Annotated in this window: 13 protein-coding genes; 2 read left to right on the top strand and 11 right to left on the bottom strand. The window is 40.8% G+C overall.

Translation table 11 applies throughout. The features are described 5' to 3' along the window. Positions 1-6: 6 nt before the first annotated feature. From WBM98_RS01325 to WBM98_RS01275, 11 genes are all read right to left on the bottom strand, one after another. Positions 7-939 (bottom strand): glycoside hydrolase family 28 protein, encoded by a 933-nt coding sequence (locus tag WBM98_RS01325; protein ID WP_424364241.1) that lies wholly within the window; start codon positions 937-939, stop codon positions 7-9. Beyond that, positions 939-1,385 carry a glycosyl hydrolase family 28-related protein gene (locus WBM98_RS01320; RefSeq protein ID WP_424364213.1) on the bottom strand — a complete coding sequence of 149 codons (447 nt, stop codon included), beginning with the start codon at positions 1,383-1,385 and terminating at the stop codon, positions 939-941. Before WBM98_RS01320 ends, WBM98_RS01325 begins: the two co-directional genes overlap by 1 nt. Before the next feature lie 11 nt (positions 1,386-1,396). After that, on the bottom strand, positions 1,397-2,872 hold the full coding sequence (locus WBM98_RS01315; RefSeq protein ID WP_424364212.1) for a sulfatase-like hydrolase/transferase: 1,476 nt from the start codon (positions 2,870-2,872) through the stop codon (positions 1,397-1,399). A 9-nt stretch (positions 2,873-2,881) separates the two neighbouring features. Next, positions 2,882-3,229, bottom strand: a complete 348-nt coding sequence (locus WBM98_RS01310) for an L-rhamnose mutarotase (RefSeq protein WP_424364211.1) — start codon at positions 3,227-3,229, stop codon at positions 2,882-2,884. Between the two features lie 19 nt (positions 3,230-3,248). Next, the gene (gene fucP, locus WBM98_RS01305; RefSeq protein ID WP_424364210.1) at positions 3,249-4,592 is read right to left on the bottom strand and encodes an L-fucose:H+ symporter permease; all 1,344 of its coding nucleotides are present in this window, start codon (positions 4,590-4,592) and stop codon (positions 3,249-3,251) included. Positions 4,593-4,657: 65 nt separating this feature from the next. Then, positions 4,658-5,449, bottom strand: a complete 792-nt coding sequence (locus tag WBM98_RS01300) for an SDR family oxidoreductase (protein WP_424364209.1) — start codon at positions 5,447-5,449, stop codon at positions 4,658-4,660. Positions 5,450-5,455: 6 nt separating this feature from the next. Next, the gene (locus tag WBM98_RS01295) at positions 5,456-6,286 is read right to left on the bottom strand and encodes an amidohydrolase family protein (RefSeq protein ID WP_424364208.1); all 831 of its coding nucleotides are present in this window, start codon (positions 6,284-6,286) and stop codon (positions 5,456-5,458) included. Between the two features lie 4 nt (positions 6,287-6,290). Next, entirely contained in the window at positions 6,291-7,832 is a 1,542-nt protein-coding gene (locus tag WBM98_RS01290) for an alpha-L-fucosidase (protein WP_424364207.1), read from the bottom strand. A 24-nt stretch (positions 7,833-7,856) separates the two neighbouring features. Then, entirely contained in the window at positions 7,857-8,870 is a 1,014-nt protein-coding gene (locus WBM98_RS01285; RefSeq protein ID WP_424364206.1) for a zinc-binding alcohol dehydrogenase family protein, read from the bottom strand. Positions 8,871-8,950: 80 nt separating this feature from the next. Beyond that, positions 8,951-10,510, bottom strand: a complete 1,560-nt coding sequence (locus WBM98_RS01280; RefSeq protein WP_424364205.1) for an alpha-L-fucosidase — start codon at positions 10,508-10,510, stop codon at positions 8,951-8,953. A 137-nt stretch (positions 10,511-10,647) separates the two neighbouring features. Further along, the gene (locus tag WBM98_RS01275) at positions 10,648-11,511 is read right to left on the bottom strand and encodes an AraC family transcriptional regulator (protein WP_424364204.1); all 864 of its coding nucleotides are present in this window, start codon (positions 11,509-11,511) and stop codon (positions 10,648-10,650) included. 249 nt (positions 11,512-11,760) lie between these two features. On the opposite strand from WBM98_RS01275, the gene WBM98_RS01270 reads away from it, so the two are divergent. Together WBM98_RS01270 and galK are read left to right on the top strand one after the other, a co-directional pair. Beyond that, entirely contained in the window at positions 11,761-12,915 is a 1,155-nt protein-coding gene (locus WBM98_RS01270; protein WP_424364203.1) for a formylglycine-generating enzyme family protein, read from the top strand. A 9-nt stretch (positions 12,916-12,924) separates the two neighbouring features. Then, entirely contained in the window at positions 12,925-14,058 is a 1,134-nt protein-coding gene (gene galK, locus WBM98_RS01265) for a galactokinase (protein WP_424364202.1), read from the top strand.

Below are 14,058 nucleotides of genomic sequence, written 5' to 3'. Positions count from 1 at the left end.
GTAGCACTATTTGAAACGCTTATCGTTACTTCGTACATCACGGATACGGGCATTCGAAACATCATCAAAAACGACCACTTTCCGTGCGTCCTTCTCAATCATATTGACTTGAATATTCTCGAGAACCAATCCGTCGATATGTCTTGCATAAATACCGGAGGCCGGCAACGTACCTACCAAATGGAATTCGGGCCACCATCCATCCAATACATCGAGTGTATACTCCTTGATATTGGCTTTTTGGGCGTCTTCCTTAGTTCCTCCTCCAGAAATTGTAAATTGGATATCCTTCATGATCACCTCCTCTATTTTGTGATCAGGAAGTCCTGTTAAAAAGAAAGCCGAATTCTTATCGCCTTTAGAATTGTCAACTACGATATTACTGAATATAAAATGGTGCATTCGTTTCAAAGGTTCAAACTGGCCTTCTGGAGTCTCATTTGAAGCCCGTTGTTGGCAAAAAGTCATGAAAATAGGTCTGGGAACATTCTCCATCACTAAATTACTGAAGACCATATTCTTCATTTCACCCCCTTCATTCTGTTGGATCTTAAGTCCTGAATCCTGTATGTCCCGAAACGTACAATTGGTAACACTGACCGACTCGATATTGCCCCTAGAAAGAAGTCCAATACGCATCCCTGCCCATTTCGATGTGAAAGTACAATTGCTCACCACAACATTTTTACATGGTCTGTCGGGCCTGGAAGCTTGCAGACAGATGCTGTCATCACTGGTGTCGAACGTGCTATTAATAACACGTACATCGGTACAACCGTCAAAGTCAAGCCCATCCCCATTGCCATTGACCCTACTGACAATGTTGATGGCACTTACACTGATATTGTCACAGTAGAGCCATGCTGATGTCCATGCAGCTGGATTTATCAACGTAATATCATTTAAGTGGATGTCCTTACAATTTAAAAAGCGAATCATCATCGGTCGGCCCGTGTCCTTATTGAAAATTCCCTGTGGCCATTGCCGTCTATGGTCCCATAACCCTCAATGGCAATGGAGGTGGCATCTTTGGCAAAAATGAGGCAACTATCCATATGTGGCTCATTCTTGTACATATTCTTATGGGTATCTGTGGTATAATCTTCATAATTAGGACTACCCAATAGTACGGTACCATTACCGATATGCAGTGTTACGTTGTCTTTCAAATACAGGGTCCCGGTCATGTACTTACCCCCACCTGATAGCAACACTGTTCCTCCACCATTTCGAGTACATTCATTGATTGCAGTTTGTATGGCAATTGTATTTAAAGTAGTTCCATCATTGACCGCCCCGTAATCCTTTACATGATAAGTTTGGGCCGATGTACTCAAAAGAATAAAAAAAAATGCTAAAGGTAAATTGAAGAATAATCGTCTCATTTATACATATTTTAGAATTGTTCCCAAAAAGCATCTTCCCATTTAAGACCTTCGGTCCTGTTCTTCTTTAAACGTTCCCGTAAAAATGAAAGCGTCTCATTAAATTCAGGTTTTTGCGACAGGTCTGCAGTTTCATAAGGATCATTCTGCAAATCGAACAATTGTGTATTACGCTTCCCTCCTACTTGATATTCAATCAATTTATACCGTTCATCTCGAAGGGCACGTTGGGTGTGCCTATACCCAAAGTATAACTCTTTTCTGATCATTGGGTTAGTGGGATCTTCAATCGATTTGGCCAGACTAATTCCAGTAACAGAAAACGGAACTTCTATTCCAGTCAATTCACACAAAGTCGGAAAGATATCATAGGTATAGCAAAGGTCCTTACGGGTTTCATTTTTGGGAATGCCAGGACCATTAAAGACAATGGGGACATGAATACCCCCATCCTCATACAAATTTTGTTTGCCGAATAGTCCATGACTGCCCATTCCCAAACCACTATCGGTTGCAAATACAATAATTGTGTTCTTGGTCATGTTTTTGTCCTCTAGAGCTTGTAGTACTTTGCCTATTTGATCATCCAGATGAGTGATAATTGCATAATAGTCAGCCAGTTGATATTTCGTATCCCGTTCTGTTCTTGGATAAGGTGCCAACTTTTCATCACGTATATAAAGATCCCCATTATCAAAAGGATGCATCGCCATATAATTGGGAGGTAATGCTATTGTTTCCGGGGCATACATTTCATGGTATTTTTTCGGGGCATTTCTGGTATCATGGGGTGCATGAAAGGGTACATATAAAAGAAATGGTTCTTCTTTGTTATAGCTTTCCAAAAAATCCACTGCAGACTTCGCAAAGATCTCACTGGAGTGTGGCCCCATATGTTCTAGATTGGAATCTGGCTCCAAATGAATTTCTTGATGATCCCCAGCCATAAAATACAAGTGTTCTTCATCATAGGTGCCATCTTCCCGAAAATCTTGGTAGGGCATTCTAAAATGGGGGACATAATACCCGTTTGAAAGCCCAAATAAGGTTGCCCCACCCATAAAACCACGCATAGAAGCTTCAGGACCATTATGGGATTTGCCCGTAATGAAAGTGAAATATCCAGCATTCTTAAAGGCTGTTGGGAAAGACATCATTGATTCCGGAAAATAATGGCCATTTCCATCCGGGAGTTCAAAAACCCCACGCCCTGTCAACAACTGGGCCCTGCTCGGGGCGCAAACCGCCCCTGAATTTGCCCCTTGTATATAGGCATTGGTAAATGTGGTGCCACCTTTGATCAGTTTATCAAGGTTCGGGGTTTTAACTTGGCCATTGCCCAAAGCCCCAACAGCATCAAATCGATGATCGTCAGTAAAAATGATAACGATGTTGGGCTTGTTAGATGCATTTTTTTGGGCATGAACGAACTGATTGAATAACAGCCAGCTAACAATCAATAAACCCAGTGCTGTTTTTTGAAACATATCGTTAACTTACAATTGAAAAACCTTTTCCAAAAGTATCCACTTTTCACCTTTTTTAGCCCAAGGCAAGCCTTGCTGATATTTCCACATGAGTTGTTCCCATTCCTGTACCTTCGGATTATTGGCATCCATTTCAGCTTTTTTTTCCGGATTAAAAGTCTCGTCCACCTCCATGATCATGAACATACGATTTCCTGTGAGATAGATTTGCATATCAACAATTCCCGCGTCCCTGATACTCTTTGTGATCTCAGGCCAGGCGTTTCCGGCGGCATGGTATTTCTTATATTCCGCAATGAGTTTTGGGTCGTCTTTTAGGTCACAAGAGTAACAGAATCTAGTTGTATTTTTCGACATAATATGGACTTTTATGTTTTTAATGGATGACGGGTTTAGTGACTTTAAATGCGTACATACCATAAAGCGCTACAACAATCAAACAGATCATCGGGAGAATAAATGAAAAATGAATTTCGGGGATACCGGCGGTGACGATATCGCCAAAAACTTCTTTTCCATCAACCCTATCGCCATAATCCATGATCAAGGCTTGGGTCTTAGGTAAAAAGGCGCCTCCCACAATGGCCATGATAAGCCCGGAAGAAGCCAATTTTGCTTCCTCTCCCATATCCTTAAGTGCTAGGCCATAAATCGTAGGGAACATAATGGACATGAATACGGAGACCAAGACCAAGAACACTAAACTTGTAAGTCCCGATGTTACAATTACCCCAGCACACATTGCTGCTGCAGCGACGCCGAAAATTGCCAACATTTTAGCTGGATTGATCTTCTGCATCAGTGCGGTACCTATAAACCTAGTAATTACGAAGGAAACCATTGCGGTAATATTCCACCAGGTTGCCTCGATACCCAAACTACTCGATTGGTTCAAGTATTCGACCAATTGAAAAATGGCCGTCCAACACATGATTTGTGCCCCAACATAGAACATTTGGGTAATGACCCCCAATACATAGGTTTTGCTTTTAAATATTCTATTGAGGGATTCTTTTATCGATAAATGATCCCCCATGACCATGGCAGGAATCCTTGTTTTCCAGATGACAAAGAATACCAATGCCACAAAAAGGCCAACAGCGATATATGGAAAACTTATGACCCCAAGGTCATGTACTTTGATCTCGGCCGCCTTTTCTGCCCCAAGGGCCACAATGGCACTACTATCCGCATAATCCACGGAAAGCAATCTGTCGAGCACTACAAATTTCGCGATCAACATTCCGGTCAATGAACCAATCGGATTAAATGATTGGGCTAGATTCAATCGTCGTGTTGCCGTTTTCGGACTTCCCATCGAGAGGATCAAAGGATTGGAGGTTGTTTCCAAAAAGCCTAATCCACAGGTAATCACAAATAGGGAAATCAAGAAATAAGTATAAGAGCCATTCTCGGCTGCCGGATAAAAAAGCATGGCCCCAATAGCGTATAATGCCAAACCGAGCAATAGTCCCGATTTGTAACTGAATTTACGGATGAACAAGGCTGCAGGAATGGCCATAACCCCGTATCCAAAGTAAAAAGCGAACTGCACGTTGTACGCTTCTTCATTAGACAACACCATTACTTTTTTAAATGCCGCGACCATAGGGTTGGTAAGGTCGTTTGCAAAGCCCCAAAGCGCAAATATCGAAGTAGCGGCAATAAAAGGAACCAATAGTTCCTTAGGTACAACTGGTATTTTCTTGGTTATATTCATGCATTTGGTTGTTTAGTTGATTTCGATGAGCAGACCCATTGGGTTTTATATCTGATAGGTTTATCTTATTCCGTTAAGAGTGAACGATCTAAATGGACATAGCCCCCATCAACAAAGATAAATTGACCTGTCGTATGGGATGATCTTTCGGAAATCGTAAATAAGCACGTATCCGCTATTTCCTGTGGTGTTGTCATACGGTTTTCCAAGGGTATCTTCTTTACGATAGATTTAAGTTTTTCCTCGCCATCTTCAAGGGTTTTGATCCAATTATCATAGGCTGGTGTCCAACTTTCGGCAATAATAATGGCATTAGATCTTATCCCATATTTTATAAGGTCAACAGCCCACTCTCTGGTCAATCCCAGTACGCCACCTTTCGAAGCGGCATAGCCTGAAGTGTTCCCTTGTCCTGTCAAAGCTACTTTGGAACCGATGTTCAAAATATTTCCCTTTGATTTCTTTAAAAAAGGAAGTGCATGTTTCACCACTAAAAAGTAACTTACCATGTTCAATTTCAATGAATTCATGAATTCATCATAGGTAGCATCCAGTCCTACCCCGTCGTTTACCCCCACATTATTGATGACAACATCTATTTTTCCATATTTTTCTATGATGGCATTCATTGCCTTTTCTATCTGCTTTGGGTCTGTGACGTCCGTTTTACAAAAGAGGGCATCAATTCCTTTTTTCTGGATACTTTCCACATAAGAAAACCCACGGTCATTTCTATCGATTACTGCCGGTATCGCCCCTTCTTCCGCTAAATTTTGAAGTATGGTCTCCCCTATGCTCCCCTGAATACCTGCTGCCCCAGAGATAACGACTACTTTTCCCTTTAATCCTAAATCCATTGCGCTTTACTTTAGATTATAAAAATTTATGGCATTGCCGCCCATAATCTTTTGCTGTTCTGTTGTGCTTAGATCTGTAATAAAATTAATTACTAATTGCTTTACACGGGCATAATTCCCAGCTACGAGACATACCGGCCAATCCGAGCCGTACATAAGCCTATCCGGGCCAAATACCTCTAAAACCACATTCATATACGGAATGATCTGCTCGGGGGTCCATGAATTGAAATCGGCCTCAGTAATCATGCCCGATAATTTACAATAAACATTTTCGTGCTTGGCAATTTCTTTCATCAAAATGGCCCATCCATCAAAGAAACCATCCTTAATATAAGGTTTGCCCATATGGTCTATAACAAATCGCTGATTTGGAAACCGCTTTACGAATTCAAGGGTAGCGCCCAATTGGTGCGGGAAAATCAAGATATCATAGGTGTATCCATACTTTTCCAAATGGGATATACCCCTCATAAAATCAGGTCGTAACAAAAAATTATGATCCGCTTCCCCTTGAACAATATGTCGAAATCCCTTTATTTTCTTTTGTTCGCCATATTTTTCCAAAACAGGACCAATTCCTTTATCGCGCAAATCCACCCAACCTACGATTCCTTTAATAAAGTCATTCGACTTGGCCAGATCCAACAAAAAATAAGTCTCCTGTAGCGTTTGATCCGCTTGTACGGCCACGCAACCGTCAATATCATTTTCTTCAAAAACCTTTTTTAAGTCTGATGGCAAAAAATCCTTTCTAATCACAGCCATTGCATTATCTATCCAGCTATGTTTTACAGGATTGTAGTGCCAAAAGTGTTGATGGGCATCGATTGTCATTTCGTTATTGGGATATTTCTACTTTTATTACAGTGGCCATTTCATCAATACGTGATGACGGTGCTTTGACCTTAAGTCCTTTTTCTTCATCATAGGACCAATCTATTTTTTCATCACTACCCAGAAAAGCTACCCTTTCAATGGTAGGGGCATCGTGTATTTTTTCTTTGGCAAAAGATTCCAAAACCAACTCCTTATCTGGTTCAACAGCCCCAAGGACGATCGCATAAATTGAATAATCCTTGGTAGTATAGCGAATATCCTTATTCGAATATTTGAGTTTCATGAAGGCCTTATGGTTTTTGAAATGTCCTTCTGGTTCTTTGGTAGGACCTTCACCAAAAGTGTACCATGCCTCGGTATCGTATATGGCCTCTCCATATTTCTTGAGCCAGGAACCCATTTTAAGAATTCCTTCTTTTTGATTTTCAGGTATGGTACCATCGGCTTTGGGGGAGACATTTAAAAGTAGTACCCCATTCTTACTTACAATGTCGATCAACATATGAAGTACATCAACGGCAGGTTTCACCCCTAAGTCCTCGGTATAGCACCAACTACCATTACTAATGGTCGCATCGGTCATCCAAGTTTTTGTTCCGATGTTATTCTTTCGGGCTTGTTCCAGATCCTCAATACTCATATTCAAAGGAAGGTCATGCTGTTTTCGTACAATCACAACTTCTTGTTCCTTACGGGCAGCTTCATTGAGATAATAGGCCGCGAATTCTTTTCGATATTCCTCGGGGATATCACCAAGCACATAATCGAACCAGATGATATCGGGATGGTAGTTGTCTATCACCTCTTTCAATTTGCCAAACCACACCTCTTTATACCATTTTTCGGGCTCCATATTCCCATACATCAATTGTAAATCAGGATCATTTGAACTTGGGGGCATTCCTTCGAAATAGGGATAATGACTATTGGGTACCTCCTTGCCAAGTTCGGTGCTTCGCTGAAGGTTCTTGGCATGATGGAATGCCGTGATGAATCTCATTCCCTTGCCTTTGATTGCTTTCTCGAGCTCCCCGGTAATATCGCGTTTTGGCCCGGTATCCATCGTATTCCAGGGCGTGATTTCACTATCCCACATGGCATAACCATCATGGTGTTCCGCTACAGGTCCGGCAAATTGTGCCCCAGCATCCTTAAAAAGTTGGGCCCATTCGTCCGCATTGAATTTTTCTGCCTTGAACATGGGCGCAAAATCATGATATCCGAATTCTGAGGGTTCCCCATATTTTTCAACATGGTGCTTATAGACCTTGTTGTCTTTAAAATGCATCCATCTAGGATACCATTCATTGCTAAATGCGGGCACGGAGTACAAACCCCAATGGAAATAGATTCCCAATTTAGAATTCTTGAACCATTCGGGAGACTCATTGTGTTCGCCTAAAGACGCCCAATCTTCCTTAAATTCGGGTGTCTGATCAATAGTAGGTGGTGTCTTTGTTTTGGATTCTTGTTTTTCGGTACAGGCAAAAGAAATTGCCAAAATCAATAAAACCAAAACTCCTAATTTAAATATTTTCATCATTGAACCTTTATTATTGAACTCATTTTAAAAATTGACCATCGCTTTGATCACACCATTGGCTGGGTCCAACCAACCATCAAAATTACTGATCATCTCATCGAGATCGACGGTATGGGTGATGAAGGAATCGATGGGGAAATTCCCATCCTTCAGAACGGAAATGACGTGTTCAAAATCCTCCAAAGTGGCATTTCGGCTACACATCAAGGTAGTTTCCTTGGCATGGATGGCAGGGTGTGCAAACACAATTTCCCCTTTAGAGAGCCCAACCAAAACATATCGACCCCCATGGGACATATAGTTATGCCCAAATTCCAACGCCCCTTTATGGCCCGACGCATCAAAGACCGCCGTGGCCAGGTCATTATTGGTAATCTGACGCACTTTATCTACCGAACCTTCCCCGCCCAAAACGATATGATCAACCCCGATTTTTTCCTTGGCATACTGAAGCCTTCCTTGGTTCACATCCAAAGCGATGACCTTTGCCCCTGCAATTTGAGCCAATTTCATGATACCAATACCTATAGGGCCACAACCTACTACAACAATGGTTTCACCGGGTTGTAATTGTGCCCTTCGTATGGCATGGGCCCCGATGGCAAGGGGTTCCACTATAGCCATAGCATTATCGTTCAAATCGGGAGTGCGGATCAAAAGACTGATCGGAACCGATATCTTCTCTTGCATACCACCATCGGTATGTACCCCCAAAACCCTCATTTTCGTACAACAATTCGTCTTCCCGTTTCTACAGGCAATACATGAATTGCAATTGACATAGGGCATAACAACCACGTTGTCCCCTGGCCTGATTCCCTTATCATTTTCCTCGATCTCCAAAACCTCGGAGGCCAGTTCATGACCTAAGATCCTAGGATATTCAAAGAAGGCTTGATTGCCGGCATAGGCATGTAAGTCGGTGCCACAAATACCTACTTTTTTTATTTTCAAAATGGCTTCTCCAGGCACTTTTTTTGGTTCATCTTTCTCCTTTAGGATAAATTCACCGGGCTTTTCACAAACAATATATTTCATTGTACATTAAAATTGATATTTAAAGAACGCACCCTTACGGTGCGCTCTTAAATTATTGAAAGCTAACTCACATCACTATCTTAAGGCGTACCCAATGTTATTTCAAAAACATGGGCAAAATCCCCTGACTTTTCCCCCAAATCCTCAATGGATAATCCACTCTCTGATCGGGTAAATTTTATGTTTTCCTTACCGCCCAAAAGATGTACATTTTTAATTTTCAAATCCTTTGCATACTCACTTATACTCGATAAAGACTTTATGTTTACCAAACCATTATCTGGCCATTCTAACAGAATTGCATATAATTTATCCCCTTTTTGGGTAAAGCGGATGTCCTGTCCGGTAAAACCCTTGTTTTGTCCTTCTGAATGATGGCCTTTTTTGACTTCTGTTGGCCCTTCTCCATATGTCTTCCAGTATTTGGTATCATAAATAGCTTCGCCATTCAAGGCCAACCAATCGCCAATTTGCATTAAAATCTGCTTTTGATCTTCAGGTATTGTGCCATCGGCTTTGGGGCCTATGTTTAGTAATAGATTTCCGTTTTTTGAAACAATATCTACTAAATCATCAATAAGACTATTGGTTGTTTTTGACTCCCAGTTAGCTACATGGGACCAAGAATTTTTACCTATTGAGGTGTCTGTTTGCCAAGGCAATTTTCGAATTCCGGGAAGTTTTCCACGTTCCAGGTCATAAATTACCGTTCCTTCCGGAAAAGCCTCATGGTCAAAATTCTTGTCATTAATGACCACTTCTTTTCCCCACTCGATTCCCTTATTATAATAGTAAGCCGCAATTTTAGGTCGAACATCTGCGAAATCGGGAATATCCAAATAAAAATCAAACCAAAGTATATCGGGTTGGTAATTGTCAATCAAATCTACAGTGCGGTCCCACCATAACTTTTTAAATTCCTCGGATACAGGCTCGGTTACATCCTTTCCTTTTGGAGAATACAAATCGGCATACTCAGGATCTACAGTATCGAAATGCTCCTTTTTGTTGTAGAACGACCAGTTAAATGCATAATGAGAGGAAGCCCCCATGATCAGACCTTGTTCCCGACCCTCTTTAAAAAGTTCTCCCAGCACATCTCTTTTGGGTCCCATATTGACCGCATTCCATCGTGTGGTATTCGATTTATACATAGCAAAGCCATCATGATGATCGGCAACGGGGATCACATATTTGGCGCCCGATTTTTTGAACAGAGATATCCATTCCTTGGCACTGAACTTTTCAGCTTTGAACATAGGAACAAAATCCTTATACCCAAACTCTTTTTGATCGCCCCATTTTTCTTTATGATGAAGAAAAGTGGCATTAGGGCCTTTACTTTCCAAATCAAGTTGGGCCGTAAAGGTGGCTGTATCCATGTACATCTGGCGTGGATACCATTCAGAACCAAATGCCGGGACCGAATAAACCCCCCAATGAATGAAAATCCCAAATTTGGCATTGTTGAACCATTCGGGATCTTTATAGTTTTTTTTGATGGACTCCCAGTTGGGTTCAAATTTCAATTCCGAACCTGTAACCGCTACACCGGGTTCTGTCTTATTTTGATCCGATTTGCAAGATAAAAAAAAGGTAAGGATGGCAAGTAGTAGGAGCTGATGAATTCTAATAGACATGACTTCTCTTTAAAATGTCCCGCTAAAATCAGATTTTTTTGACCAAAGCTAAACTACGCACGTATAAATAAGTGCAACAAATGGTTATTCCAAAAAATTATATAATGATTTACATTTAAGGCCATGGAAAACCATTTCTATTTTGAAAAGGCCCGAACATATTTTTTTTGATAGACCAAAGGGGAACAGCCCATGAACTTTTTGAACTGTCTATAAAAGAAAGGTAGACTTTCATACCCACAGGAATAGGCAATTTGACTGATCTGCATGTTTGTTTCGATTAACATCTTGCACGCCAGATTAATACGATATTCATTTATAAAGGTGAAAAACGATTTGTTAAAGGCCTTTTTGAAGAATCGACAAAAAGCCTCATCACCCATAGAAACCAATGAGGAAACATCGGTAAGCTTGATCTTCTTATCGTAATTGTTTTGAACAAAATCATAAACCTTGTCTATTCTTTTGTTCGTTATCCGATTCAAATTAGGTAAAAAACCAGAAGTGGTAAGCGTTTCCATTTCATGGGTAGTACTTAACTCCTCCAATAATTGTAGAAAACCAATAAGTTTTGTAAAAGGTGGGAAATCCATAATCTCCTTTAATTTTTCAGATATGCCTTGGGCGTACTTTTCATTGAATTTAATACCCTCCGAAGCCTTGTTCAATACTGCCCTTATCGTTTTGAATTCATTTCTTAACAGCCAATCCGAACCTAAAAGATGGTCATCCCATTGAAAAACCAAAGATTTGACCTGAGTAGTGTTCTGGGGAGAATTTTTCCAACAATGCGGTAAGTTCGAACCTAAAAGTACAAGGTCTCCCTCTTCAAATTTTTCAACGCTATTACCAACATATCGTATCCCTTTCCCTTTTTCTATATAAGTAAGTTCATATTCAGCATGAAAATGCCAAGGTGCATCAAAATTTTCATTTTCATAAACGAAGGCATTGAAAGAACTCTCCCCAGACCCGGTTATTTTTTCATACTGTGCTTTCAAGACAAGACTATTTTTGGTTTAACCTTATTTATTATACCTCTTTTGTTGTAAAAATGACAAATAAAATGTCAAAATAAGGTATAAGTTGGTTAAAATCAAGGTAGAAATACCTTTTCCGTGTTACTACCTTTATTTTTTATTCATTCGAGGTAATCAACAAATTCAGAGCAACCCATGGCGGATTAAATTATATTCCTTTCTTTTAAGCATTCGTTTCAATCCAAAGTTTAAACACCCTTCACTCACTTAATGAAATATGCATTTCAAATATCCAAAATTTTCATTGTAATAGTAACGGTGTTTACCTTAATCCAATGTGGCGATAAAAAACCAACCCTAGAACAAAAAGAAAATTCCGAAGAAGTTTCAGATACCATTATAGTTGCCGACCTATCCAAATTGATCATTCAAAAACCAGTCGACCTGAACACCCCGGAAGATATGGTTTGGATTCCCGGAGGCGAATTCATGCAGGGTGCCATCCCAGAGGATAAAATGGCCATGCCCCATGAAAAACCTGCACATAAGGCTGCAGTTGATGGTTTCTTTATGGATATTACCGAGGTAACAAATGCCCAATTTAAAAGGTTTGTTGATGCAACGGGATACATTACCGTGGCCGAAAGAAAGATCGATTGGGAGGAACTTAAGAAGCAAGTCCCGGAAGGCACTCCCAAACCCCATGATTCTATCTTGCAACCTGGATCTTTGACCTTTAAAAAAACCAAGAGCCCCGTACCCAATCTATATGATTTCTCACAATGGTGGGATTGGACCATAGGTGCCAATTGGAAACACCCTAATGGCCCAGATTCAAACGTAAAGGGCAAGGATAACCATCCCGTTGTCCATATTGCATACGAAGATGCCTTGGCCTATTGCGAATGGGCAGGCAAACGATTGCCCACTGAAGCAGAATGGGAAAGGGCAGCGCATGGTAATAAGAAGGGAAATATCTATTTTTGGGGTGATGAGGCTTCAGCATTGTCACAAATGGCGAATAGTTGGGAAGGGGAATTTCCGGTAAATAATACACAGGTTGATGGTTTTGAACGGCGGGCCCCCGTAAAAACCTACCCTCCCAATGATTTTGGCTTGTATGACATGGCAGGAAATGTTTGGGAATGGACCAATGACTGGTATAGAACAGATCATTACCTTGAGGTTTCCATGGCGCATGTAGTATCGGTAAACCCCAAAGGAGCGGCTACCCCCTATAATGTTCGGGAACCTTATGCCAAGGAAAAAATAATGAAAGGGGGCTCATTCTTGTGCAATGCATCCTATTGTGCAAGTTATCGGGTTTCCTCAAGAATGGCCACAAGTGTGGATTCTTCATTGGAACACTTGGGCTTTAGAACTGTTGCCTCTGTTGCCATGGTCAGGAATATGAAAAACAAATAATATAGAAATATGCGATTTTTAGACAATTTCAAACCAGAACTTACTGTTGAATCCCCAGGTAGAATAAATATAATCGGGGAACACACCGATTATAATATGGGATATGTACTGCCTACGGCCATAGAAAAGAAGATAACGTTCAAGTTTCAAAAAAATGGATCGGATAAAATCTGCCATGTCTACAGTAAGGGTTATGACACCGGGTTCGAATTGTCTTTGGATACCATTGAAATAAGTAAGGTTGAATGGGAAAACTACATTTTGGGTGTTTTGAATGAAATATCAAAAAGGACAGATAAACTCAGAGGTTTTGACTGCGTACTTGAAAGTCATGTGCCTATTGGTTCTGGAGTGAGTTCTTCGGCCGCATTGGAATGCGGGTTGGCTTTTGGTTTAAATGAAATGTTCGATTTGGGATTGAGCAAAATGGATATCGTAAAGCTATCACAAGCTGCTGAGCATACCTATGCGGGCACCAAATGTGGTATCATGGACCAATTTGCCTCCGTCATGAGCAAGAAGGGGCATGTCATTCTATTGGATTGTGAGTCACTGGAATATTCCTATATCCCTATACACATAAAACCATACAAGATCGTACTCTTGAACACCAATGTTTCGCACAATCTTGCGTCCGGGGAATATAACAAAAGAAGGGCCCAGTGTGAAACAGGGGTTAGCGCACTTCAGAAGATCTATCCTGAAGTAAAATCGTTGCGTAATGCCAATATGGACATGTTGAATGAGGTAAAGGATACCATCGACGAAACGGTCTACAATCGTTGTGCCTATGTCATACAGGAGAAAACCAGGGTTTTAGAGGCTGTTGAGGCCCTTAAGGCCAATAATCTCAAGAGAGTTGGCGAATTATTGTATGAAACCCATGAAGGATTGAGCAAAATGTATGAGGTAAGTTGTCCTGAATTGGATTTTCTGGTAGCGTTTACAAAAGGTAATGATGCGGTCTTGGGGGCACGGATGATGGGCGGTGGATTTGGTGGTTGTACCATAAATTTAGTACACGAAGATGCCATTGAAGAATTTGTAGCTGCGGCATCAAAAGCCTATGAGAAAGCATATAACCTTAAATTAACTTGGTTTGAAGCCAGCCCTAGCCAAGGAACGTCGATCCTAAAAAAATAA

The sequence above is a fragment of the Maribacter sp. genome (assembly GCF_049667165.1).
Taxonomy (GTDB): Bacteria; Bacteroidota; Bacteroidia; order Flavobacteriales; family Flavobacteriaceae; genus Maribacter_A.
Note: the sequence above shows the minus strand (reverse complement) of the source record. Positions and strands in the feature narration are given on the sequence as shown.